Origin of the sequence: Oceanobacillus salinisoli (genome assembly GCF_009733865.1) — a bacterium.
Lineage (GTDB): Bacteria > Bacillota > Bacilli > Bacillales > Amphibacillaceae > Oceanobacillus > Oceanobacillus salinisoli.
In genome coordinates this window covers 175,857-201,237 of the sequence record NZ_WOFB01000003.1, presented here as the reverse complement: position 1 = coordinate 201,237, position 25,381 = coordinate 175,857, and the positions used below count along the sequence as shown (strand labels likewise).

28 protein-coding genes are annotated in these 25,381 nt (G+C 36.3%); 18 read left to right on the top strand and 10 right to left on the bottom strand.

The features are described 5' to 3' along the window. Positions 1-13 precede the first annotated feature (13 nt). The gene (locus tag GMJ66_RS04810) at positions 14-1,102 is read left to right on the top strand and encodes a type III polyketide synthase (RefSeq protein WP_156289199.1); all 1,089 of its coding nucleotides are present in this window, start codon (positions 14-16) and stop codon (positions 1,100-1,102) included. Continuing rightward, a complete protein-coding gene (locus tag GMJ66_RS04805) occupies positions 1,102-1,626 on the top strand; it encodes an isoprenylcysteine carboxyl methyltransferase family protein (RefSeq protein WP_156289198.1) in 525 nt (174 codons plus the stop codon). The genes GMJ66_RS04810 and GMJ66_RS04805 overlap by 1 nt, the downstream gene beginning before the upstream one ends. A gap of 56 nt (positions 1,627-1,682) precedes the next feature. Here GMJ66_RS04805 and GMJ66_RS04800 read toward each other — a convergent pair whose 3' ends face one another. The 4 genes from GMJ66_RS04800 to GMJ66_RS04785 all read right to left on the bottom strand — a co-directional run bounded on the left by GMJ66_RS04800 (position 1,683) and on the right by GMJ66_RS04785 (position 4,871). Next, the gene (locus GMJ66_RS04800) at positions 1,683-3,374 is read right to left on the bottom strand and encodes a b(o/a)3-type cytochrome-c oxidase subunit 1 (RefSeq protein ID WP_156289197.1); all 1,692 of its coding nucleotides are present in this window, start codon (positions 3,372-3,374) and stop codon (positions 1,683-1,685) included. Beyond that, entirely contained in the window at positions 3,374-3,877 is a 504-nt protein-coding gene (locus GMJ66_RS04795; protein WP_156289196.1) for a cupredoxin domain-containing protein, read from the bottom strand. The genes GMJ66_RS04800 and GMJ66_RS04795 overlap by 1 nt, the downstream gene beginning before the upstream one ends. Before the next feature lie 29 nt (positions 3,878-3,906). Continuing rightward, the gene (locus GMJ66_RS04790; RefSeq protein WP_156289195.1) at positions 3,907-4,047 is read right to left on the bottom strand and encodes a cytochrome c oxidase subunit 2A; all 141 of its coding nucleotides are present in this window, start codon (positions 4,045-4,047) and stop codon (positions 3,907-3,909) included. A 623-nt stretch (positions 4,048-4,670) separates the two neighbouring features. Continuing rightward, positions 4,671-4,871, bottom strand: coding sequence for a cold-shock protein (locus GMJ66_RS04785; protein WP_156289194.1), 201 nt, complete (start codon positions 4,869-4,871; stop codon positions 4,671-4,673). Positions 4,872-5,885: 1,014 nt separating this feature from the next. On the opposite strand from GMJ66_RS04785, the gene GMJ66_RS04780 reads away from it, so the two are divergent. Then, positions 5,886-6,473, top strand: a complete 588-nt coding sequence (locus tag GMJ66_RS04780; protein ID WP_156289193.1) for an HD domain-containing protein — start codon at positions 5,886-5,888, stop codon at positions 6,471-6,473. 183 nt (positions 6,474-6,656) lie between these two features. On the opposite strand, the gene GMJ66_RS20875 is transcribed toward GMJ66_RS04780, so the two are convergent. Further along, complete coding sequence (locus GMJ66_RS20875; protein WP_156289192.1) at positions 6,657-7,688, bottom strand: C40 family peptidase; 1,032 nt, start codon at positions 7,686-7,688, stop codon at positions 6,657-6,659. A 135-nt stretch (positions 7,689-7,823) separates the two neighbouring features. Here GMJ66_RS20875 and GMJ66_RS04770 point away from each other — a divergent pair, with 135 nt between their 5' ends. From GMJ66_RS04770 to GMJ66_RS04745, 6 genes are all read left to right on the top strand, one after another. After that, on the top strand, positions 7,824-8,780 hold the full coding sequence (locus tag GMJ66_RS04770) for a thymidylate synthase (RefSeq protein ID WP_156289191.1): 957 nt from the start codon (positions 7,824-7,826) through the stop codon (positions 8,778-8,780). 23 nt (positions 8,781-8,803) lie between these two features. Continuing rightward, positions 8,804-9,292 carry a dihydrofolate reductase gene (locus GMJ66_RS04765; protein WP_156289190.1) on the top strand — a complete coding sequence of 163 codons (489 nt, stop codon included), beginning with the start codon at positions 8,804-8,806 and terminating at the stop codon, positions 9,290-9,292. 104 nt (positions 9,293-9,396) lie between these two features. After that, complete coding sequence (gene tatA / locus GMJ66_RS04760; protein ID WP_156289189.1) at positions 9,397-9,606, top strand: twin-arginine translocase TatA/TatE family subunit; 210 nt, start codon at positions 9,397-9,399, stop codon at positions 9,604-9,606. A gap of 12 nt (positions 9,607-9,618) precedes the next feature. Continuing rightward, positions 9,619-9,780: a twin-arginine translocase TatA/TatE family subunit gene (locus tag GMJ66_RS04755; protein ID WP_156289188.1), complete on the top strand. Its 162-nt coding sequence runs from the start codon at positions 9,619-9,621 to the stop codon at positions 9,778-9,780. A gap of 74 nt (positions 9,781-9,854) precedes the next feature. Next, complete coding sequence (gene tatC / locus GMJ66_RS04750) at positions 9,855-10,619, top strand: twin-arginine translocase subunit TatC (RefSeq protein ID WP_156289187.1); 765 nt, start codon at positions 9,855-9,857, stop codon at positions 10,617-10,619. A gap of 18 nt (positions 10,620-10,637) precedes the next feature. Further along, the gene (locus GMJ66_RS04745; protein ID WP_156289186.1) at positions 10,638-10,847 is read left to right on the top strand and encodes a YozE family protein; all 210 of its coding nucleotides are present in this window, start codon (positions 10,638-10,640) and stop codon (positions 10,845-10,847) included. Between the two features lie 63 nt (positions 10,848-10,910). On the opposite strand, the gene GMJ66_RS04740 is transcribed toward GMJ66_RS04745, so the two are convergent. Then, complete coding sequence (locus GMJ66_RS04740) at positions 10,911-11,237, bottom strand: YolD-like family protein (RefSeq protein WP_156289185.1); 327 nt, start codon at positions 11,235-11,237, stop codon at positions 10,911-10,913. A gap of 451 nt (positions 11,238-11,688) precedes the next feature. Here GMJ66_RS04740 and vrrA point away from each other — a divergent pair, with 451 nt between their 5' ends. The 3 genes from vrrA (at position 11,689) to GMJ66_RS04725 (ending at position 13,546) form a co-directional block, all read left to right on the top strand. Then, positions 11,689-12,252, top strand: coding sequence for a VrrA/YqfQ family protein (vrrA, locus tag GMJ66_RS04735; protein WP_197046602.1), 564 nt, complete (start codon positions 11,689-11,691; stop codon positions 12,250-12,252). 72 nt (positions 12,253-12,324) lie between these two features. Beyond that, the gene (gene msrA / locus GMJ66_RS04730; RefSeq protein WP_156289183.1) at positions 12,325-13,287 is read left to right on the top strand and encodes a peptide-methionine (S)-S-oxide reductase MsrA; all 963 of its coding nucleotides are present in this window, start codon (positions 12,325-12,327) and stop codon (positions 13,285-13,287) included. A 52-nt stretch (positions 13,288-13,339) separates the two neighbouring features. After that, positions 13,340-13,546, top strand: coding sequence for a DUF6501 family protein (locus GMJ66_RS04725; protein WP_156289182.1), 207 nt, complete (start codon positions 13,340-13,342; stop codon positions 13,544-13,546). Positions 13,547-13,745: 199 nt separating this feature from the next. Here the strand turns inward: GMJ66_RS04725 and GMJ66_RS04720 are convergent, their stop codons facing one another. Next, the gene (locus GMJ66_RS04720) at positions 13,746-14,936 is read right to left on the bottom strand and encodes a M14 family metallopeptidase (RefSeq protein WP_156289181.1); all 1,191 of its coding nucleotides are present in this window, start codon (positions 14,934-14,936) and stop codon (positions 13,746-13,748) included. A gap of 130 nt (positions 14,937-15,066) precedes the next feature. On the opposite strand from GMJ66_RS04720, the gene GMJ66_RS04715 reads away from it, so the two are divergent. From GMJ66_RS04715 to GMJ66_RS04695, 5 genes are all read left to right on the top strand, one after another. Beyond that, complete coding sequence (locus tag GMJ66_RS04715) at positions 15,067-15,306, top strand: indolepyruvate ferredoxin oxidoreductase subunit alpha (protein WP_156289180.1); 240 nt, start codon at positions 15,067-15,069, stop codon at positions 15,304-15,306. Between the two features lie 157 nt (positions 15,307-15,463). Further along, positions 15,464-17,008, top strand: a complete 1,545-nt coding sequence (locus tag GMJ66_RS04710) for an FAD-dependent oxidoreductase (protein ID WP_156289179.1) — start codon at positions 15,464-15,466, stop codon at positions 17,006-17,008. A gap of 131 nt (positions 17,009-17,139) precedes the next feature. Continuing rightward, positions 17,140-18,288, top strand: coding sequence for an NAD-dependent epimerase/dehydratase family protein (locus GMJ66_RS04705; RefSeq protein ID WP_156289178.1), 1,149 nt, complete (start codon positions 17,140-17,142; stop codon positions 18,286-18,288). An 18-nt stretch (positions 18,289-18,306) separates the two neighbouring features. Beyond that, positions 18,307-19,422 carry a glycosyltransferase family 4 protein gene (locus tag GMJ66_RS04700; protein ID WP_156289177.1) on the top strand — a complete coding sequence of 372 codons (1,116 nt, stop codon included), beginning with the start codon at positions 18,307-18,309 and terminating at the stop codon, positions 19,420-19,422. A 747-nt stretch (positions 19,423-20,169) separates the two neighbouring features. Next, positions 20,170-21,717, top strand: coding sequence for a S8 family peptidase (locus tag GMJ66_RS04695; protein ID WP_156289176.1), 1,548 nt, complete (start codon positions 20,170-20,172; stop codon positions 21,715-21,717). Positions 21,718-21,900: 183 nt separating this feature from the next. On the opposite strand, the gene GMJ66_RS04690 is transcribed toward GMJ66_RS04695, so the two are convergent. Then, positions 21,901-22,521 carry a CAP domain-containing protein gene (locus tag GMJ66_RS04690; RefSeq protein WP_156289175.1) on the bottom strand — a complete coding sequence of 207 codons (621 nt, stop codon included), beginning with the start codon at positions 22,519-22,521 and terminating at the stop codon, positions 21,901-21,903. A 208-nt stretch (positions 22,522-22,729) separates the two neighbouring features. On the opposite strand from GMJ66_RS04690, the gene GMJ66_RS04685 reads away from it, so the two are divergent. Further along, positions 22,730-23,776: a C45 family autoproteolytic acyltransferase/hydolase gene (locus GMJ66_RS04685; protein WP_156289174.1), complete on the top strand. Its 1,047-nt coding sequence runs from the start codon at positions 22,730-22,732 to the stop codon at positions 23,774-23,776. Between the two features lie 142 nt (positions 23,777-23,918). Here GMJ66_RS04685 and GMJ66_RS04680 read toward each other — a convergent pair whose 3' ends face one another. Next, positions 23,919-24,782: a fructosamine kinase family protein gene (locus tag GMJ66_RS04680; RefSeq protein WP_156289173.1), complete on the bottom strand. Its 864-nt coding sequence runs from the start codon at positions 24,780-24,782 to the stop codon at positions 23,919-23,921. Positions 24,783-24,883: 101 nt separating this feature from the next. After that, complete coding sequence (locus tag GMJ66_RS04675; RefSeq protein ID WP_156289172.1) at positions 24,884-25,342, bottom strand: DUF3052 domain-containing protein; 459 nt, start codon at positions 25,340-25,342, stop codon at positions 24,884-24,886. Positions 25,343-25,381: the final 39 nt, after the last annotated feature.

Genomic DNA, 25,381 nt, shown 5'->3' with positions numbered 1-25,381 from the left:
GTGACTATCTTCCATGACTTATATCTGTTCCACAGGTATTAGTACACCTAAATATAATATGCAGCAACAGGAAATCAAAGAATTAGTCAAAAAAGTATTTAGTTATTCAACAAAACAAGTGGACAGGTTACTTCCAGTTTTTGATAATGCCGCTATCCACAACAGGCAATTTGTAGTGGGGAAGTCATGGTTTGAAAGAGAACATTCGTTTGAAGAAAGAAATTCATTATATCAAAGTTTAGCAAAAAAATATTCCCTGGAAGCGATAGATAATTGTTTACAGAATGACATTTTTTTATCAGATGCCATACCATATGAAGCAATTGATATGATTATTTTTGTTTCGAGTTCGGGAATATCCGCACCATCTATGGACGTTCATATTTTTAATGAACGTCCATTTCGTAAAGATATTAGACGAATACCGATATGGGGACTTGGATGTGCAGGTGGAGCAATGGGGTTATCGAGTGCAGCTGATTGGATTCGTGCCCATCCAGATAAAACAGCATTAATTATTTGTTGTGAGCTGTGCAGTCTCACTTTCCAAAAAGGGGATATTAAAAAAAGCAATATTATAGGTACCGCTCTATTTGGGGATGGAGTAAGTGCGGCATTAGTTGTAGGGGAGAACTCTCCATACCTTGATTATAGAAAATCTGCTATACCAAAAGTAATTGCTGCCCGTTCGCTTTTAAACCCGAACAGCACTTCTGTTATGGGGTGGGATGTGACAAACAATGGTTTGGAAGTTATTTTTGCCAAAAGCATTCCATCACTTGTTCTTACATTCTGGAAAGAGCATATAGATTCCTTTTTACATGAAATGAACCTGAAAGAGGAAGATATTCATTCTTACGTAGCCCACCCAGGTGGAAAAAAGGTGTTAATGGCAATGAAAGAAGTATTGAATTGCTCATCAAACAAATTAAAAAACTCCTACAAAGTATTATCGGAACATGGCAATATGTCTTCTGCAACCGTTATATATGTTCTTCGGGAATGGATGAAAGAGGGAATTGGTAACAAGCAAAAAAGTATTATGTCTGCACTTGGACCAGGATTCAGCTCAGAATTACTATTATTGGAGTGGAATAAATAATGCAAAACGTCTTTATGTGGATATTGTTTATTTTCATTATCGTACAGCGAATAGTGGAGTTAAGAATTGCCAAACGTAATGAACAGTGGATGCGTGCTCGTGGTGGAGTAGAACTTGCCTCTGAGCATTATAAATGGTTTATTATTGTACATAGCTTATTTTTTATTTCTGTTTTAATGGAAGTAATTTTTCGCGATTATGAGACGTACGAGCTTAATAACTATTTATTTGCTTTTTTCCTCCTCACCCAATTGGCTAGGGTTTGGTGTATTCAATCCTTAGGCAGATTTTGGAATACAAAAATTATCGTTCTACCAAATGTTGCATTGGTCAAGAGAGGGCCATATAAATACATTCAGCATCCTAATTATGTTATTGTAGGCATCGAATTTTTCATCATTCCATTGCTTTTTGGAGCATATTACACTGCGGTAGTCTTTCCGATCTTTCACTTAATGCTTATGAAAGTGCGTATTCCAGCAGAAGAAAACGCGCTTAAAGGGAGTGTGAAATTGAATAAATAGTAAATAAATAAAAAATAAGAAGACAACAGTTGTTACTGTCTTCTTATTTTTTGAAGCTAATTATTACCAATTGGCCAAGCGAAAGGCGGTGATCCTGGAGGTGCATGTTGAATGACAACTACAATCGGTATCGTATAGGCAAATAAAATTAGAATTACCGTTATGGAAACCCATACTTTCCATTTTTCAAGCCACATTGGTGTTGGTTCAGCATTTTCTTCTTCTTCTGCAATCGGAAATTCTTCCTTACCTTTAGGAGCGAAGAATGTAAGTTGAATAAAGATATAAAGTATTAATATAATCGCGATAAATAGAATCGAACCTCCAATTGCCTGTGCCATTTGATAGGCACCCCATTCTGCAACCTGTTCGGAACCATTATATTCAGAATACGCGGATCGTCTTGGGCCTCCTAATAGTCCTTGAATGTGCATAGCACCAGACATAATGGTCATACCAACTGCCCAAAAAATCGTTTGAATAATTCCAAGTCGATTCATGGATTTTGTTAACTTACGACCAGTTAGGTGTGGTACAAGCCAGTACGTAATACCGAAAAATGTGAGAATGACTGTAGTTGCTACGGTTAAGTGGAAGTGTCCTGTTACCCAAATGGTATTATGAATGACCGAATTTAATTGATAAGAAGCATTAATTAGTCCGCCAGCTCCACCTGGAATAAATGCCAGCATACCGACAAAGGGTGCTAAGAACCGTACATCTTTCCATGGTAAGTGTTTTAACCAGCCAAATAATCCACCATATCCCTTTTTACTACCAGTAATTTCAAATGTAGCAAACATGGAGAACGCTGTCATTAAACTTGGAATAACTACCATAAATGTTAATACGGTTTGAATGAATTTCCATGTTGTATCGAGACCTGGCTCTGTCAGCTGGTGATGAAGACCAACCGGGATAGAGAAGAATAAGAATAAAACAAATGCTAATCTTGCTAGGGAATCACTGAATATTTTCCCGCCAATAATTTTTGGAATAATCGCATACCAAGCCATATATGCAGGTAATAACCAGAAATACACTAATGGATGGCCAAAGTACCAAAATAACGTTCTGCTTAATAATACATCAATTGTCGCTGTATATCCTAATGACCATGGGATAAACTGCAGGAGAACAGTTGCGGCTACACCTAGTGTTGCAATAAACCACATTATCATATTGATGACAACCATAAATGCAAGAAGCGGTGATTTTTCACCTGGATGTTTTTGTTTCCATACGTAAAGCTGACGCCAGTTTACAAAGCAGGCAATCCAGCTGCCCACTATCACTAAAGCTAGACCAATATAGAAGGCTGGGTGTGCTTGTAAAGGTGCATAGAATGTATAAAGTACACTAGCTTTTCCATATAAAACCGTAATGGCAGCCAAAATCGTACCAATTGTCATTACCCAAAATCCAATCCAGCCAACGCGGCGCTGTGTGTCAGATATTCCAACGGTTTTACCCATTAAAGCATATTGAAAACCTACAATAAAATAAGTAGTTAAAACCAGTCCCAGAATCACACCATGTACGGTTAATACTTGATAATAATCGATTCCTGCTGGTAAGGTAAAATGACCGGAACGAACTAAAACCTGCAAGAGCCCCATAAACCCACCGATAAATAATGAAATGAATGCAAAAGTAATAAAAGTCATATAAAGCTTTGAATCTGATTTTGTAACCGTTAAAGGTAATCTTGAGTCCTGCTGGCAATTTATTAATTTTTCTACAGCCATTATTCTGTCACCTCCACAGTGGCATACATCATGTGGTGTCCAACTCCACAATATTCATTACATAAAAGTGTGAATTCTCCAGAAGTATTCAATGTCACTTCCATACTGCTGATATATCCAGGCTCTATCATCATATTTGCATTGGTACCGGCAATATTAAATCCATGTACAACGTCTGGAGTGGTAGCCTGAATTAGTACAGTCGAACCCTTTGGAATTTGAATATGTTTGACAGGATTACCGTCTTCATCTTTACCTAAATCATAATTAAATGCAGTAGCAACCACATTTAATACGTATTGTCCTTCATCTACCTTTGTCAAACCTAAATTTTCTGGTTTAAAAGCTTCTTCTGCTTCAATATTTTCCGGGTCAATGGTTATTCCATGACTCTGTGGATGTGTACCTATATAGAATGCACCAAAACCAAGAACAATCAGAAAGGTTATCAATGCCCCGACTCCAAAAATAAGCCACCATTTTTCATATTTGTGTAAATGCATTTCTTTTCCCCCTTAATGATTAATGTAATTTACCTTGAAAGAAATAAAACAAAAACTACGATCCATGAGGCAACTATAAACAATCCAAGAAATGATACCGAAACAAGTGTTCCTTTTAGGTTTGGTTCTTTTTGTGTATGGGATTGGACTTTATTATTTCTCGTTTTCATTTTCTCACCCCTTTAAAGTTGACTAGGATTATCTGCCTATTTTTATCATACACAATATAAAAATAGAATTTATGGAGATGGGAAACGTTTCACAATTTGTTCAAGAACCCTAATACGAAGCGGGTTAACGATTTTACTAACTTTTTGTTTAGAAAAGTTTATGAACATTTTGTGATCAAATAGGTACATTTGTTCGTTTGATTTCAGGGAATAAGTTAAGAGGTTCTGTGTAAAAGGGGGAAGTTGTGGTCTTTATATTGGCTTGCTATTTAGAACTATAGGCCAATTACATTTTAGAAACATCCTTATTATTTGGAAAAACGGTATACATAGTTGTAGTTAACCATTATTTTAAGCAGAACAAAAGCGTAAGCGCCCGTTTAGCGACGTACGGACTGGACTGAGCCGCAGGAGATAAAGGAAACACGACGAACGAAGGGAGTCGATGTTGACTTATCGTACGGAGGCGAAGGAAGTCTCGCTAGTCGCTGGGCGCTGGAGCTGGATGTGGCTACTTATAGTAATGCAAATTATCCACAGGTTTTACATTTTATAATTTCCTAAGCGCAAAAAAAAGCGGGAATCTTTAGGAGATTTCCGCTTTTGTTATATACGTTTTTTCATTATTTTTTTACAACGTTTGCAGCTTGTGGGCCACGTTCACCTTCTACAATTTCAAAAGAAACTTCTTGGCCTTCTTCTAAGGATTTGAAGCCTTCCTCCTGAATTGCAGAATAATGTACAAATACATCATTTCCTTCTTCTAATTGAATGAACCCATAGCCTTTTTCTGCATTGAACCATTTTACTACTCCGTTTTGCATTTACATATCCTCCTAAAAACTTTCACGTAAAACGTGGTAATACAAAGTAGAGAAACAAAAACATTAAATAAAAAAGGCAACTTACCACTAGAAGTGTAGGATCACTATTACATCCACTTCTATAGGAAGTTGCCTGTTTATTAATGAATCCGTACATCTTCTTTGCTTGTTCCTAATATAGCTCATTTGAAAGCCTTAGTCAAGAAATTAATGCCAATTTTTGAGAATTTGACAATATATTCTATAATTAAATGGGCATCAGTTATATCGTGTACGAAAAGTTAAAAGTTTATCAAATAAAGGTTAAAAAACGTTATAATTTAAGGCTCTTTTCGCAAAGTTTGCTATTATAGAATTGATATAGACTTCTGATTTATTTAATTACAGGTATTCAATCACTACGGAAATACACTATTGTGTTGCTCTCGCTTGTTCTAATGATGATAGCGGAGTTCATTCGCTCCGGCAGAATACTTCGCTTTCCGTGGGCACGACCTCAGCCTCCTCGCGGAAAAACCGCCGCTGCGGGGTCTTCGGAACGCGCTATTCCCACAGGAGTCTACGTATTCTTCCTCCGCTAGTACTGATTTTCTTATTAATGTGTAGCTAATAACCTATAATTGGCACGTTTGATAAAAACTTCTTTTCATATTGACTTTACTGTACGAGATTGTTTTTTGGCCATAAAAATATAGGGAAATATACTTTTCTCAGATCCAATCAAACATCATTTGAAAAGGGGATTAGCATAAACAAGCGGAGGAAATACACGGAGACTCCTGCGGGAAGAAGAGCATCGGTGAGACTACGTAGTGCGTCAGCACGAAGGAGGCTCACCAGCTCCCCGCGGAAAGCGAAGTGTATTTCCGTAGCGGTGTTAAGCACCTTATTATGAATTAAAGATATTAAGAATTTATATCAAATATGGAACAACTTTTCCTGTAAAAGCAACATTTTTTTAGAAAACAGCCTAATTTAAATAATACATAATATGTCTTTTGGAGTGATAAAGGAATGAATAAACATGACCAAATAAAAGCAATAAAAGGATATGTAAAGGAACTTTTTCAACATGATGAGTCTGGACATGATTTTTACCATATGCAGCGTGTGGCAAGGCTGGCCAAAGGAATTGCTGTACAAGAAAAAGCAGACGTCTTTCTTTGTGAAGCGGCTGCCTGGCTACATGACATAGGGGACTACAAGCTTTTCAAACAGCCAGATAATGCAATTGAAAACATGGAACAATTTTTAAATTCACTATCGGTTTCCGAGAAGCAAGTAGAGATTATTCATGAAATGATAAATGATGTCTCTTTTAGCAAAGGCAAAGTCCCTAATACCTTGGAAGGCAAAATTGTACAGGACGCTGATCGGTTAGATGCCATTGGTGCCATTGGAATTGCCAGAACGTTCGCTTATGGCGGTTCAAAAGGGCAATTAATCCATCATGACGGTAGAACCGATACATCCATTCAGCATTTTTACGATAAACTTCTAACATTAAAAAACAGGATGAATACCGTAACAGCAAAAGAAATTGCATTGAAGCGCCATCAATTTATGAAGGAGTTTTTAGAACAATTTTATAAAGAGTGGTAAGGGTTTAGGAAGAGAAGATATCTCTTATCATAGGACATGTAGCCGTATAGCCATGTCCTTTATTTACATTTTCGAAAAGATTTACTATGCTATTGCAAGTTCATTTAATTTTCTAGGATTTGTTTGTCGCTAATAGATGAGTGTTGCAAGTTTTTTCTCACGTTGAACAAATTGAAATTCATTTTATTGGACTCGTTTTGCTCCTAAATATCTTTGCTCCCAATACGAGTCATTGACATTGCTTATCGTTACCCCAGATGAGGATCCAGCATGAATGAAATCACCGTTTCCAAGGTAAATCCCCATATGAGAAGGTCCAGATTTATATGTTGTAAAAAACACTAAATTTCCGACAGCAGGGGAATCCACCACATGCGTGACATTCCATATTTCACCCACTGTTCGGGGAACGCTTATACCTTGAGTACGAAATACATATTGGATAAATCCACTGCAATCAAATCCTGAAGGGGAATCTCCACCCCAAACATAAGGGGACCCAATTAAGGAAGTTGCAGTTTGAATCAAATCCGTATGACTGGTTGTATTTTCTGAATTTTGCTCTTTAGCTTCTGGTTCAGTTGGGGGATTTGAATCTACTTCATTTGTTAATGTAGTTTCTGTTTCTTCATTTGTGATTCTGCTTTGTTCCAGATTGTTCTCGTATATAGCTGCAATTTGTGTTTGGATATCTTCTTTTATTTCGATTTCATGGTTTTCTTCGGCAATTTCTAAAGCCTCTTCCGTTTGTGGACCGTACATTCCATCAACCTCACCGTCATAGTAACCAAAATACTGTAATGCTTCCTGTAATTCTTTTATATCATGATGGTAGTCTTCTATATTCAGATTTTTTGTCAGTTTTTTTAATTCTTTTATAAACCGCTTTTTTTCAGATTCATACAAGATTTTAAACGTCTCATTATCCGTTATCTTCGTTGGGTCGATGTGATTTTTTTCTAGAATTTTTTGGATGATTTGATTTTTTTCAATATAAAAATCACCATCTATATCTTCTTCCTCGAAATAATTGAGGTGATTGAGTTTTTCTTCCAAAAATCGCATAGCTTCACTATGGTTATCATATTTAAGTTCTTGTTCTTTTTTCTCTTCATCTTTTCGTGTTTCTTCTGCAGAACTAATCATCGGTGCACCTAATAAAATAATATGTACGAATAAACTTATGCATAATATCCTGACGACTCTATTTACCATAATAGTTCCTCCTATTATCAGCTAGTCTTCTTTATTAGATTTATGTTAAAATGAGCATCATATGATTTACGGTTATGTTACAATAGATGCAATAAAATCTTAATATTGGAAAGAAAGATGGAGGGAATTAATTCCATGGTAACAGGTGAACAGGCTTATTTAAATTTATGTCAACATATATTAGACAATGGGTACAAAAGAGATGATCGTACAAATACCGGTACATATTCAATCTTTGGACACCAAATGCGATTTGATTTAAAAGAAGGATTTCCATTACTGACAACGAAGAGAGTTCCTTTTAAATTAGTAGCAACTGAGCTGCTCTGGTTTATGAAAGGAGACACAAATATTCGTTACTTGCTGCAAAATAATAATAATATTTGGAATGAGTGGGCATTTGAAAAGTGGGTAACAAGTGATGAATATACTGGACCAGATATGACAAACTTTGGTATAAGGTGTCAAGAGGATTCGGAATTTAATGAGCTTTATCAGCAGCAAATGGCTATATTTAAAGAAAGAATTCTTCATGATGATGCGTTTGCAATTAAATATGGTGACCTCGGTTCGGTTTATGGGAAACAATGGAGAAATTGGAAAACATCTCAGAACGAAACGATTGATCAATTAAAAGATGTGGTTGAATCGATTAAACATAATCCAAATTCGAGAAGGCATATTGTATCTGCTTGGAATCCAGAAGATATTCCGAACATGGCATTACCACCATGCCACACGTTATTTCAGTTTTATGTTGCAGATGGCAAGCTATCATGTCAGTTATATCAAAGGAGTGGCGATGTATTTTTAGGAGTTCCTTTTAATATTGCCAGTTATGCCTTATTAACTTACTTCATTGCCCATGAATGTAATTTGGAAGTCGGGGAGTTTGTTCATACATTAGGAGATGCTCATATTTATTCGAACCATGTGGAACAAGTAAAAACACAAATTAGCCGAGAACCAAAAGACTTTCCTAAATTAAAAATAAATCAGGACAAAAAATCCATTTTTGATTTTGATTTAGAGGATTTTGAAATCTTGGATTATCACCCGCATCCAGCGATTAAAGCACCGATTGCTGTATAGGAAAGTATAAGGAGGAAAATGAAATGATTTCATTACTAGTAGCTATGGATAAAAATCGAGTGATAGGTGCAAATAATGATTTGCCATGGTATCTGCCAAAAGACTTGAAATTTTTTAAAGAAAAAACGACAGGCCATACGGTTATTATGGGAAGAAAGACTTTTGACTCGATAGGGAAAGCACTCCCAAATCGAAGAAACGTTGTCCTTACTAGAAACGATTCGGATTTCCCGGAAGGCATTGAAGTGATACACAATATTTCTAATTTATTAGAATGGAACAATCACAATCCCGATGAAGAGTATTTTGTCATCGGTGGGGGGAATATTTTTAATCAAGTAATGGATGTTGCAGATCGCATGTACGTGACCTGGATTGAGGAGACGTTTAACGGAGATACATATTTTCCTTCGTTTTCAGAAGAAGACTGGGTTTTATCTTCTAAAGTGAAAGGGGAAAAAGATGAGAAAAATCCATATGACTTTTATTTCCTGCAATATGACCGCAGATAGATAGTTGCTAATACTTGTTTCTGCAAATACTAACATGTTAATATTAAATTGACTATTACATTAAAAGGTTTTCAGATATTATAATAACAAAAGAAGGTGTCCGCATGGGGATTTCAGGTATCGGAGTACCAGGCTTAATTTTAATTTTAATCATCGCTTTGGTCATTTTTGGACCAAAAAAACTCCCGGAGATTGGAAAAGCTGCTGGAGATACATTAAGAGAGTTTAAAAAGTCTGCGAATGATTTAACAAGTGATGCAAAAGAAGAAATAGATGAAGCGAAAGCAATTGCTACAGATAAAGATCGCAAATAATCTTTCGGAGTGATGATCATGAGTATTGGATTTCCTGGACTAATTTTGATTTTAATTGTCGCTTTAGTCATCTTTGGTCCTTCCAAACTGCCTGAAATTGGAAAAGCCTTTGGCTCGTCGCTAAAAGAGTTTAAGAAAGCAGTACAGGGCATGAACGATGATACGACAAAGTGATACGTAAGTTTTTTATGGAAGGTGTAAGGATGTAACCTTACATCTTCTTTTGTGCTATAAAGGAGTGAGTCGTAATGGGGGAAGAAGGTAAAAGTAAGGATCATCAAAAAGAAATGGATGTAGTTGGTCACTTGTCAGAACTAAGAAACAGAATCATGGTAACTGCCGTTTTCTTTCTCATATTTTTCATTGCTGGTTTTATCTATGTAGAGGATATATACTGGTTCTTTGCTAAAGAATTGGATTTTCAGCTAACCGCAATTAGTCCAGGTGAAATATTATGGCTCTACTTTTCGATGGCGGGTGTTGTTGCTATTTGTGGAACGCTACCAATTATATCTTATCAAATCTGGGCTTTTGTAAAGCCAGGTCTGACTCCTAATGAGAGAAAAGTATCGTTACCATACATTCCAGCTATTTTTATTTTATTCTTGGCAGGGCTGGTATTTGGTTATTTTCTTTTTACAGAATTCATCATTCCGTTTTTGCTTCATTTGAATAATGGAATGTTTGATGTGATGTTTACTGTTGATCGTTACTTTAAGTTTTTGCTGCGTGTTACATTGCCACTGGCCATATTATTTGAATTGCCAATTATTGTCATGTTCTTAACAAGCTTGGGAATACTTACTCCAGATTTTATGAAAAAGACAAGAAGATATGCTTATTTTCTTTTAATTGTCATTAGTGCGATGATTACGCCACCGGATTTTATTTTGCCGCTTCTTGTATCCATCCCACTAATTTTAATTTATGAAATAAGTATCAGTCTATCTGGACGGGTATACCGCAAAAAACAGAAAAAACATGAAGAATTTATGCATTCAGAAAGTGTTTGATAGGGGGAGGGAGTACGGATGCGTTCATTTTACGAATTTTTAATGACATATCGAGGAAAAAAACACCCTGATGATCAGAGCAGGCTAGCAGACTGGGCTTTTCGTGATCATAATTTTCCTAAACATTCCTCCGATTATCATGAAATCAGCAACTATTTGGAATGGAATAGCCCTTTCTCTAATGCACTTAAAATTTTTGATGAGCTTTGGGATATTTATAGTTTCTAATTAAAATTTGTACTACTAACAATCAGTAGGTAATTATCGCCCCTACTGATTGTTAGTATCATTTTATGAAGTAACAGACAATATCTGATGAAAACCCACATCCATGCTGGTGCCATTCTCTAACTGGAAAACCATGCAGTTTTTTATGTTATCAAGCTTTATTACTTTTCCAGTATAATCAGCTACAGTGGATTGCTGGTAAATTGATATGGTTACAGCAGTGCAAAGTTTATATGCGTGTATTAACTGATTATTAATCTCTTCCATTTGTTGAGAATCTAAAATGGGCATATCCACCTTTTTATCTTCTTGCCACCATTCTTTTAATAACTCCACATGTTCCGGTAGCATTAATGATGTCCATTTAATGGAACCTCTATCTCGTTGCATCCAATCACCTCAACTATTATTATACACGAACATACGTTCCTTTTCAACGTTGTGTCAATTCGTCTTAATGCAATGAATTAGCTTTTTCGCCAAAAATTAGCAAAATGCTGAAATATTATGTCGGTTCTTGCGCTTGCCCAGGAAATAAGGAAATTTAAACGTAAACTTCCATTCATTTTTTAGCCTACACACATTAGACTTCATCACGTAAAATATGTTAGGTGTTTATAATTAAATCTGCTGGCAGCTGTCCTGTAATTACCATATTTAGGAATGATTTTATTCTTTTTTGGAAAGTGGGGACGTGTAACATTTTCGCATTAACCATATTGGTCCAGTAAGGGTAAGAAAACTCTTGTACTCAATAAAAGTCGCGGAGAATCCGTTTTTTCCAATATTCCAGTGAGGATGAAAGCCAGTAAACACGTGATAAATGAGAAAGGAGATCAATATGATATTTCCAACTCAAAGGCTACCACACCGATATCCTATGCCAAGGTACGGTAATCATCCAGATTTTATGAGGCCTCCATCAGCATTTAGAGGATATGCTCCCTTATCCAGAAGTACAAATCCAGGCTGGCTGCAACGATTATTGGGAGGAGCACAGCCACAGATGACAAACATGGGCTCTCAAATGGGCGGGGGGCTATCCAAAACACTAGCAAATGTCCAGCAAGTTTTAAATGTTGTTCAGTCTACAGCGCCAGTTATTCAGGAATATGCACCAATGGTTAAAAATCTGCCTGCTATGTATCGAATGATGAAAGCATTTAAAGATTTAAATATGGATGATGAATCAAATGACTCCAATGAAAGCGATGAAACGGAGGGTTTCGAGGATTCAATTACTGTAGATGACAGCGCTGAAGAATCTTCCGATGAACTATTTGAAGAGATATCCGATGATTCCTCCGATGAAACTTCTATAGATCATTCCAAAACAAAGGAAGTAGACGTAGAAACAAAAGAAAAGAAAAAAACAGGGCAATCGATACCAAAACTATATATTTAAGCAAAGCACTTGATTTTTATTATAATAAAAGGAAAAATAGAAATAAATCTGCTACTAATGGAGGAATGATCTATGGCTTCAAGTATAGAAAAAGCAACGTTCGCTGGTGGTTGCTTCTGGTGTATGGTAGAACCGTTTGATACAAGGCCTGGCATAAAGAGTGTAATTTCCGGATATACGGGCGGCAATGTCGAAAATCCAACGTATGAACAAGTCTGTTCAAACACAACAGGGCATGTAGAAGCCGTTCAAATAACATTTGATCCAGAGGTAATGCCTTATGAACAGCTTGTTGATACGTTTTGGCAGCAAATTGACCCAACAGATCCAGGCGGGCAATTTAATGATCGTGGAGAGTCGTATCAGACTGCCATTTTTTATCATAATGAAAAGCAGAAAGAAATTGCAGAAAAATCGAAACAGGCACTGGATGAAAGTGGGAAATTTTCTAAGCCAGTAGTGACAGAGATTTTACCCGCTAAACCTTTCTATCCAGCAGAAGAAAATCACCAGGATTATTATAAAAAGCAGTCCTTTCATTATCGATTGTATAAAAAAGGATCAGGTAGAGAGGACTTTATTAAAGAAACTTGGGGAATCAATCTGGATAAATCCAAACTAAAAGAAGAGCTTACCCCTATTCAATACCATGTTACCCAAGAAAATGGAACGGAAAGACCTTTTCAAAATGAATATTGGGATAATGAAACAGAAGGTATTTATGTTGATTTAATATCTGGGGAAGTATTATTTTCTTCAAAGGACAAATATGATGCAGGCTGTGGCTGGCCAAGCTTTACTAAACCGGTTGATTCTTATCAGGTTACCGAGGAGCTTGATCAGTCTCATGGGATGATTCGAACGGAAATACGAAGCAGAAAATCAAATTCTCACCTTGGACATGTATTTGAGGATGGACCTCAAGAAGCAGGAGGGCTTCGTTATTGTATGAATTCAGCTGCAATGAAATTTATCCCGAAAGAAGAAATGAAAGAAAAGGGCTATGGCCATTACTTATACTTATTTAACAACTAATGATAAGTGACGATAATAATATTATGTTAACTAGTGAATGGGGTGATATAGAATGATTCATTTAACATGGGAAAACAAAGAAACCATAAAACAGATTGAGTGTGTGCATGCCAATGCAAAAAAATTCGTGGTGAACAATAAACTGGCACCAGGTAAATTATATGATGTAAAAAATGAGACGGATGAATTTTATTTTATTATTGACAACAGCAATCGTATTGGCGGTTATTTGAAAGACTACTTTAAAGAAATAAAATAAGCCTGGGAAAAAGGCGTTTTAACTAAGAGAAAATCCGAACTGTGATTCCAATTCCTTCATTTAGAATTCGAATGAGTTCGGATTTTGTCTTTTTCACAATGTCCCACATAACTTGAAATAATAGTTGGTGTAATTACCAGCTGTGGAATTTACTGTGTATACAATTTGACTTTACCTTATTTACTTGAGGATTCTAGATTTATAAATACAAGTTGGCGAGCATAATTCCTAAGCTTTCCTCATAAATCTCCGGAAACTGGTTAATTGGTAAAGGATTGACACCAGATCCTAGTTCAACTGTGAAACCAGGGCTTCTGTATTCCTGAATAAACCAATCTTTATACCCCGCATAACTATCTACATTTTTTACCTGCCTATATCCACTTACTCTGCTATATTCATTCACAATTCCTTCTGATTCAGGCGGTTCAAGACCTTGAAATCCCCAAAATATGACTTCCCCCTGGGTGTGAAAGGCGTTCATTCTGATGAATGGACGTTGTCTTGCTAATTCTGCCATCGCAATCGCTTCTGGTTCTGTTAATGGACTTTGACCTGGGAAGTCACGGGGCTGAGGAGTAGTCGGTTTTCTTTCCGCTTCTGTTTCCCAAAGGGCAGGGTATTGATTATTTAGATCCACACCATTGATATTGGCTTTCCAATTCGAAAAATCTTCATCCTGATTATTAATGGCTAAAACTTGTTCACGTCTATTTCCAGCTGCTGATGCTCCTACTATGACGAGGTTCACTCCATCTGGATTTACCATAGGAACTAATGATAGTCGAGTATTCATAAAATAGGGGAGCATAAATAGCCCACGAATTGGCAAATTATTCGTAAGGGATAACACATAATCATTTAAAAACCTGACAATTAATGGCGTTGTAATCCATTCATTTGCATGAAACGAACCATTAACATGTACTTCCTTTGTCCCGATACCTACCTGTAATTCTATGATGTCCTTTCCCATAACAGATTGACCAATTGTCTGACTTTCAATAAATGGGTAAATGGAAGTAAGCCGATTTAGATCAGAAACCAATTTTTCATATGTATATTCTGTAATGTCATTCACAATTAAATTGGTTACACGTTCGGGAATGATTAAGGTTTGACCGATTTGCAAGTAGGCAGGATTTATTTGCTGGTTTAATAATTGCAATCCATCTAACGGAGTATTCGTTTCCATTGATATGGTCCATAAGGAGTCATTAGGTTTTACTATATAAGGTCTTGTGACATATCCAGGTATTTTAATCGTTTGGCCTACTTGTAGCAGGTTAGATGAAATATCGGGATTAGAGGCCTCGATTAAGGATAAAGGAACCTCAAATAAGTGACTATAGTACCATAAGGAATCCCCGGTACGTACTGAAATTTCCATAAACTCACTCCCATCCAGATTACTAATAAATAATATGATATTTTATAAAAAAGATGAATCTTTTATTTTTTAACAAAAATAAGTTATACTAAAATGTAGAGATAGTTAGTAAATGTAGGAGGAGATATAGTTGGCTTTTATAATCACATCACCATGTAAAACAGAAAAGGCTGGAGAATGTGTAGAAGTATGTCCTGTAGATTGTATTGAAGAAGGGGAGGATATGTTTTTTATCGATCCTGATATTTGTATAGATTGTGGAGCATGCGAAGCGGTTTGTCCGGTAGAAGCAATTTTCATGGAAGATGAAGTTCCTGAAGGTGAGAATGAGTACATTGAATTAAACCGTAAATTTTTTGAAGACAGATAGGAGGAAGCCACTACTACATAGTATGTGGCTTTTTTATTTGTTTCTGAACATCTCAAAACAAAGGTTCTCTACGATAAAACGATTCGATTAAGATTCAAAGTAATTCCTCAATTACATAATAATTCCTTCATTTGGTAATACTGAAATTAACTAAACGATGAAGGGATGGTTTAATTTGACAGATTTTCAACTTCCACAATTTCCTGAACCGTACTGGCGTGATTCTGTAGAGCTTCCTTCTTTTCCTGCCTTAACGGAATCAGTCAAAGCAGATGTTGGTATTGTTGGTGGCGGAATTACAGGGATTACTGCAGCATATTTACTTTCCAAGCAAAATTTGGATGTTGTATTAATTGATGCAAGTGACATTCTAAATGGAACTACCGGTCATACGACAGCTAAAATTACCGCACAGCATGGATTGATTTATGATGAATTTATTTCACATTTTGGCATGGAAAAAGCTTCCTTATATTACGAAGCCACATCAGAAGCGAAAGATTTCATCAAGCAAACGATAGATGAATTAGGAATGGATTGTGATTTTAAAGAGCAGGATGCTTATATCTACACGAATGATGATTCCTATGTTACCCAATTGGAGAATGAGAAAAAAGCATATGATCAACTAAATATTGAAAGTACACTAAGAGATAAAATACCCCTTGATCTACCAGTTAAATCAGCGCTTATCATGAAGAATCAAGCACAATTTCATCCAATAAAATACTTAAAAGTACTAGTGGAGGAATGTATCAATAACGGGGTAAGGATATATGAAAATACGACTGCAATTGATATGGAGTATAATAAAGAACCAGCTATTTTAACGAGGGACGGCCAACGAATTACGTGCAACCAAATTATTTCCGCATCACATTTCCCGTTTTATGATAAACAAAGTTTTTATTTCGCTCGTATGTATCCCGAACGTTCTTATGTAGTGGCTGTAACGAGTGAGCAAAAATACCCTGGTGGGATGTATATCAACGCTGAATCGCCAACAAGGTCTATCCGTTCAGCAGGTAATCCAGGGGAAGAATTGTGGTTAATTGGTGGAGAGAATCATAAAACAGGGCAGGGGAAATCCACGATAGAGCATTATGAAGCACTACAGGCTTATGCAACAAAGCATTTCCATGTTCGAGATATAGTTTATCGTTGGTCGGCACAGGATTTAACTACTCTGGATAAACTGCCGTATATAGGACCAATCACAAACTCAGAAGAATCGGTTTTCGTTGCGACTGGATTCCGAAAATGGGGAATGACAAATGGAACGATAGCCGCAAAAATCATAACAGATTATATTTTAAATCGTGAAAATAAGTACAAAGACTTATATGTACCTAGCCGATTCCAAGCCGATCCTTCCTTAAAAGAATTTGTGAAAATCAATGCGGATGTAGCGAAACATATGGTAAAAGGGAAGCTGGAATATACAGATAATAATATTGAAAAATTAAAAGCAGACAACGCAACAATTACACGTATTAACGGAAAACGTACTGGTGTCTATAAAGATAAAGAAAAAAAATTACATATGGTCGATACAACCTGTACCCATATGGGATGTGAAGTAGAGTGGAATTCCGGAGACCGAACATGGGATTGCCCGTGTCATGGTTCACGGTTTTCTTATACAGGCGATATTATCGAAGGTCCTGCAAAAAAACCTCTCCCTAAACGAGAAATGAATTAAGCAGTCCGAATCAAGGGCTGCTTCTTTTGTAAAATTTCTTTAAAAAAAACAATCAAAATTTTATAATTCATAAATATATATTATAATAGAATGAGCTAGACAATTTTTATACATAGTTATGGAGGGAAAGTATGAGAATCATTGTAGCAGGTGGAGATGGATTTTGCGGATGGCCGACAGCGTTATATTTATCTAAACAGGGTCATGAGGTAACTATTGTAGATAATTTAGTAAGAAGGAAATATGACGCAGAGCTGCGTTCCAATTCCGTCACTCCCATTGCAACATTGGATGAACGTGTTGCAAAGTGGAAGGAACTAACTGGAAAAGAAATTAAAACGTTTATCGGTGATTTAAATCACTATGATTTCCTAAGTGAAGTATTCAGACAAACAGAGCCAGAAGCATTTGTACATTTTGCCGAACAACGATCAGCTCCTTATTCGATGATTGATAGAGAACATGCGGTATATACGCAATCGAATAATGTAATCGGTAATTTGAATGTACTTTTTGCAATTAAAGAACATGCGCCGGATTGTCATCTTATTAAGTTAGGAACAATGGGAGAATATGGTGCACCAAATATTGACATTGAAGAAGGGTACATTGAGATTGAACATAAAGGCAGAAAAGATAGACTTCCATATCCAAAACAACCAGGGTCATTCTATCATCTGTCAAAAGTTCATGATAGCCATAACATTATGTTTGCATGTAAAATATGGGGAATTCGGGCAACTGATTTAAACCAGGGAATTGTTTATGGTTTGCATACAGATGAAACCGAATTGGATCCGGTTTTATATAATCGTGTAGACTATGACGGGGTGTTTGGAACAGCGTTAAATCGATTTTTAATTCAGTCAGCCATTGGACATGACTTAACCGTTTATGGAGCAGGAGGACAAACAAGAGCATTTTTAAATATTAAGGATACAGTTAGATGTATTGAAATCGCTGCGAATAATCCAGCTGATAAAGGAGAATTCAGGGTGTTTAATCAATTTACTGAATACTTCTCTGTGAAAGATCTAGCTGAACGCGTCCAAAGAGTTGCAGGGGAAATGGGATTATCTGCAAACATTGCTCATATTGAAAACCCGAGAATAGAAGCAGAGGAACATTACTATCATGCAGTGAATACGAATCTACGTGATTTAGGTCTTGAGCCCAACCTATTAACAGATGATGTATTAAAAGGAATTTTGCAAGTGGCCTTAGAATATAAAGATCGTGTAATTGAGGAAAATGTTCTGCCAACTGTATCGTGGAAATAAGAAGGTGTTGTATACGTTTTGAAGATTGCTATAGTTACAGAAACATTTTTACCTTCTACAGACGGAGTAGTAACTAGACTTACACAAGCAATAAAATATTTTCGTATGAAAGGCCACGACGTTTTAGTTATTGCTCCAGACTTAGGGATATACGAATACAAGGGTGCTCGAGTAGAAGGGATTAAACCAATTACTTTACCATTCTATCGATCTAAAAAATTTGCATTACCATCCAAAAAAGTTAAAGAATTATTGCTAGATTTCCAACCAGATATTGTTCACGCAGCAAATCCAGCATTAATCGCTGCCTCTGCGGTGAAATTTGCCAGAAAGCTGGAATTTCCATTAATTGCGTCATACCATACCCATATACCGAAATATCTGGACTACTATAAGATTTATAAACCAGCAAAACCGATCGTTTGGAGTTATATTAAAAAGCTGCACAATTCTGCAGATTTGAACCTTTGTACGTCTGAAACCATTAAACAGGAATTGCTGGAGAAAAAGATAGAAAATTTGCATGTCTTACAGCGTGGAGTAGATATCAAACATCATCACCCTGATTATTTTAATCAGAAAATGCGTGACCGTTTAACACGGGGAGATTCATCTAAGAAACTATTAGTGTTTGTTGGTAGACTCGCCATTGAAAAAGAAATTCATAAGATCAAACCATTATTGGATAAAAGAAATGATGTTGCTCTAGCTATTATCGGTGATGGACCTGCCAGAAGCCAGTTAATGCAATTATTTGAAGGTACGAACACTATTTTTACTGGTTTTCTGCACGGAGAAGAATTGTCACAGGCTTTTGCTTCCGCGGATGCATTTATATTCCCGTCCATCACGGAAACATTAGGATTAGTGATTTTGGAAGCAATGGCATCTGGGCTCCCTGTGATTGCCGCGAAAAGCGGTCCAACAATGGAGCAAATTCAAGATGGGAAAACAGGGGCACTCTTTGAAAATGAGAATACGGACAGTATGGTACAAGCTGTTCAAATTTTAGAAGATGAGGCCCGATTACAGCAGATGAAGCTTAATGCACGGAAAGAAGCGGAGAAATTTGCTTGGGATCATGCATCCCAGCAGTTATTGGACTTTTATGGAAAGACAATAGAGATACATTAAAAAACATGGCCTTTAGGCTGTGTTTTTTAATGTAAAGGAAACAGTGGTGCGACATTATTATGTGAAAAAATCACATATGAAAATTTAAGTTTAAAAATAAAATTTAAGTTTAAAATGTAGTAATATAGATTAAATTTATATTGAAATTAGTATATAGTAAACAGGAATCTGTTAACATTTTTATTTGAAAGATAGATATATAATTAATGGAACTAGGACGAAATAAATGTTAAAACAATGATCTGATTTAATTTAAACAGTTTACAAAAACTTTACAACAATATATGAAATTTGATTGTTTATGGAATCAATATATCCAATGGATAAAAATATTCTTATTTTATCTCACTATCTAAAGTAAACTTAAGTTTTGAGATAATTTTCAACCTCTTTTCACTAACTTCCTATAATAAATATTATGTAAACTAGAAAAAATATCATAAATATCGAAATCACAGTATCTCATCCTCCCACTTGTATAACGATATAAAAATCTAAACTATTGGGATAAGAATGGCCTAGCACTTCTCCTTTCATAAAAAACTTCTTACTCTTTCTAGTTGCCGAAACCCGTAGCCGAAATCAACGCGCAACTCGCAACAAAATTTGCAAAATGAGTCAATTACCAAAAAATAGTTTTCTCCAATATATTCCACTATCCTTTTTCCGTAAAAATGATATATTTATTTTACGATTATATCATCTTTTGTAATCGTTACTATAGAGAGAAATTTGGGGGTATGTGTGATGTCTAAGAATTTATTATCTTTCCTATTATTATCTACTTTCCTATTTTCCAACATGGTCCCTCCTGTTCATGCAGATGTCCCAACAGAAAATGTGATTATCGTATATAAAGATAATGTCGATGAACAAAAAGTTGATAGTGTTAATGGAGATATCAGTGAAGTATTGGACAATATTCCGGTAGCTGTTGCAGAAATACCAGCTGCAGCCATACCTGTATTGGAAAAAAGCGAAGATATTTTAACTGTAGAAGTAGATCAGCGTGTATCAATCCATTCGCAAGTTCAGGACTGGGGAATTCAGTCCGTAAATGCCCCGATATCCTGGGAATCGAAATACACTGGGCAAGGAATCAAAATTGCTGTTCTTGATACTGGAATCTCAGCACATGAAGACGTAGATATTTCAGGTGGAGTCGCGATTACAGATTATACGAAATCATATCATGATGATAATGGGCATGGAACACATGTCGCTGGTATTATTGGAGCCAAGAACAATGATATTGGTATCGTCGGTATTGCACCAGACGCTCAACTCTATGCTGTCAAGGTTTTAGATAAGAACGGATCAGGATACTTATCTGATGTAATTGCTGGTATTGACTGGTCGATTACAAATAAGATGGATATTATTAATTTAAGCTTAGGAGCACCGAATGACTCAGTCGCGCTGCACCAAGCTGTAGATAGAGCTTATCATAGTGGTTTAATTGTCGTAGCTGCTGCAGGTAATAACGGAAAACATGACGGATCTGGTGACACCGTTGAATATCCAGCTCGTTATGACTCAACGATTGCTGTAGCTGCAACAGACTCCGTTGCAAATCGCGGAAGTTTCTCTGCAACTGGCAATACTGTTGAGATATCTGCACCAGGCGTTAATATTTTAAGTACTCATATAGGGAATCGTTACGTTCATATGAGTGGAACCTCGATGGCTGCACCTTATGTTACTGGAGTAATAGCGCTTTTGAAGCAAGTAGATCCATCATTATCCAACGGTCAGTTACGTGAAAAACTTAAAGGTTCTGCAATAGATCTTGGGATTCCGGGCAAGGACTCCTTTTTCGGGTATGGTCTAGTCCAAGCGCCTGTTCCTGTCCAAGAAGTAATCAAGCCTGTAACTGAAAACAAAGAGGAAAAGACAGATCAAGTCCCTTCATCTGTACCTGCAAAAGAAACGATAAAACAAGTCGTTCCTGAAAAGAAAGCGACGGCTACAAAGCCTGCACCTAAGAAAAAAATCAAATCGACTGTATCTACCTACCGTACCACCTACTCAACTGGGAACACCATTTGGGTTAATTTAAAAGCAATCGACCAGGCAACGAAAAAGCCTGTGAAAAGTGGAACTGTAAAACTAACCATCACACCGCCAAAAGGTAAAGCAAAAACAGTGACACTAAAAACAAATAAAAAAGGTGAAGCTTCCTATAAAATGGTTGTAAATAAGCGTACAACCAAGGGATTATATAAGTTCTCTACTTCTACCTCCGTAAAGAACTATCAGACAGCGAAAGCCTCTAAAACGATTCGTATTAAGTAAATTAAACCAATAAAGACCTTCTGTCATTAAATGGGAGGTCTTTATTAAGTTGGTCCCCTTTTCCTTTATTGAATAATTTTTTCAAATATATATTTCCTCCATACGATATATGCAGATTACTTTTGATTTTAACATAATAAAATAAGCCCAAAATTGGAACATCCAATCTGGACTTATTTTGAACTACGATCCTGTAAACATTTGTACCCATGCACCTTGGTAATATCCAACTCCAATGGAATCAAATTCAGGTTTTAAAATATTTTCTCGGTGTCCTGAAGAATTCATCCACGCATTCATTACTTCTTGAGGAGACTTTTGCCCTTTTGCAATATTTTCTCCAGCAGTTCGATAACTAATTCCAAAGGTTCTTAACATATCAAAGGGAGAACCGTAATTTGGACTGTTATGGGAAAAGTAATTGGAGTTTATCATATCCATCGCTTTTTTCTCGGCTACATTTTTAATATCTGCCCTATGCTTCAGTGGAGATAATCCCCGACTTGTTCGTTCCTTGTTTACTAAGTCCGCTACCTGCTGTTCAAAGGATGCCGGACTTTGTGCTGTATCTCTTAAACGGATAACGGAACCAACCTGCATATTCGTCGGAACCACGTCCGGGTTTAAACGCATTAACTCTCTGTAGTCCAATCCATAGCGCTGGGCAATAAACCAAAAAGAATCCCCTTTCGACACCTTGTAATAATCAAAAGGTGGTTCATTAAACATTTTGATCTCCGCTTGGGTACTAACAGGAAATGCTATGGTTAATGCGACCATTGCTATAATAAGCTTTTTCAGCATGATGTAACCTCCAATTTATTAATGGAATCATTTATATCTTCTTCTTGATATTTTAAAGCATGTATGGAGAATGTTGGAATATTTACATATACATGAAAAAAACATAACAAATTTGTTTCAGGAAACCATCTGGTGGAAATGCATGGATTTTTTCTCATCATTCCGCTACACTATACTTTAGCGACGAAGCAATTAAAGGAGCAATTTTATGAAAAATGTATATAGTGATATTATTCAATATAAAGGAGATCATTATAAGTTTGGGTATATGCAAGGTGAACTATTGAGGGATTCTCCAATTTTATATAACAGACAAAAACAATGGGGTTCAAATAAGCGTAATTTTAACATAAGTAAAGATGAAGTTATCCATGCCCTATTAACATTCGCACCAGGCATATTGGAGGAAATTCATGGACTTGCAGATGCTTTAAAGATGGAAATCATTCAAGCATTGAAAGAATTTGGTGGGTATTATATAGAATATGGAAAAAGCGGGTGTTCCATTTTTACCGGAAATAAATATATGATCCGAAATTATGATAACGAACCAATTTCTTACGAAGGGAGATATGTTATTTATCAGCCAACGGATAAAGGTTATGCGACAATTGGACCTTCCATGCAAATCACTGGAAGAACAGATGGCTTAAATGAAAAGGGACTTGCAATGGGGTATAATTTTGTCCACCGAAAAAAAACAGATGATGGATTTGTCTGTAACATGATTGGTCGTATCATCCTGGAAACATGTGCAACCATTGATGAAGCAGTAAGTTTACTGAAAGAAATTCCTCATAGACATTCGTTTAATTATATATTATTAGATCGAAACGAGGAAACGATTATTGTAGAAGCATCACCCAGAAAAGTCGAAACGAGAAAGTCCAATATATGCACAAATCATTTTGAATTATTAACGGAAGAGAACCGTTATCAAATGGAGGATTCATTTCAGAGGATAGACGCAATGAAGACGAACCGTTCTAATGTAACGGATGGGTATACAGCTTTTCGCATGATGAATGATACAGACAAAGGTATTTTTTCGAATAAATATGGTGCATGGGCTGGTACCATCCATACTGCAGCCTACTTTCCACAGGAGATGAAAGCTTGGTTTGCACTTGGGGGTAACAGACTCCCACTCATTCTCGATTTAAAAAAATGGCTTCATGGTGAAAATTTAAATGCTAAAAAAATAAAAGGACAACTACATTCCGCCTCTCCCTTTGTTAATATGCAGAAAATATAAAAGTGAAACTTCAACCTATAGGGACTATACCAATTACGCCCCAACATTGGAACGCCTGTGACCGTCACTTAATTTGACGTCCACAGGCGTTTGGACATGATTAATACTTATACATATGTACGAGCCAAAAAAACATGCAATTTTATCCAACGTATCTTATTAAAATCCGGTCAACCGCACTACCATATGCCTCCCCGAACATGTTTAAATGAACCAATAAATAGTAGAGCTGATACAGTTCTTTACGGTCCGTATATTCATCAGAAAGACGGAAAACAGAATTGTATGCCCCGTAAAACTGATTGGAGAATCCACCAAATAGTTCGGTAAATGCTATTTCCATTTCATGATCACCATACAAAATAGATGGGTCGATTAAATATGGGACTCCATTCGGTCCAGTGAGCCAATTTCCTCCCCATAAATCCCCATGCAATATACTTTGCTTTGGATTATTCGGAATCCATTGATCGAGCTTGTCCATAACCGCGAATAATCTTCTTTCCCTTTTTCCGTAAATGGTCCCTTGCAATCCTCCCTGCTCCAATTGATTATACAGCCGATAATCACGATAGTATGTAATCCAGTCATCAAGTACATTATTTTTTTGTTTTAGTTTGCCAATAAAACCGTTTTCCTCAAAACCATAGCCCGAACCTTCACATAAATGCAGGGAAGCCAACTGCTCTCCTAATAAGTCTTCTGTTTTTTTGTATTTTGTTCTCTTTATCCATTCCAGCCAAAGCATTGGAATGCCTGACTCCTCGTAAACTCCATAAACATCGGGAACTTCAATGGTATTGGTAGATTTAATTTTCTTTAGTCCTTGTGCTTCAAAATCAAAGAAAGCTATATCCGCTTCTATATTTCGTTTCACAAAAAACTCATGATTTTCGGTTTGAATGAAATAAGCTTCATTAATATCCCCACCTGAGACCAGTTGTACAGAAACTACTTCCCCATCATCTCCAAGATGATTTAGTCCTTTGGATACCCAATTATTCAAGTTATCACCTACTTCCCCGTGATTTCAAACAAATCAGAAGATGCCTGTAACGTATGTTATGTTTACAGGCATTTAATAATAGTTATATTGATTAACTTCATTTATTCTATTGTTCTTTCTTTCCCCTCTTCGGTCACAGCGAAATTTCGAACCATTTTCTTGATTTGGCCTGTCTTTCGAAATCGTAAAGCAGACCAATCTTCATCAATCGCAACTTGTCTGACAGGTTCATATCCTTCTTCAGCAAGCATGCCGGTTACGGTTTCACGGCTGCAGTTGGACCCTTTATATTTTTTCGATGATTTTTTTGGATAACACAACCACAGTAGACCATTTTCTGAAACGTGATGGACGACATTTTTTGCGGTAAACTGTAACGTTTCATTCGATTCACCAAAAACTTGTACAAAATCATAGCTATCGTTTCTGGCTTCTTCGTGTACAGCACCAGTAAAATCATTCATGATTGGTTCATAGGATGCTGGCGCATGTACGATTAATACAGGTTGTCCATAATCCTTGAATTGAAGCTTTTTAATTATGGGATTGAATTCTTTCATACCATTTTTCCTTCCATCAACTATATTTACTGCCTGCTA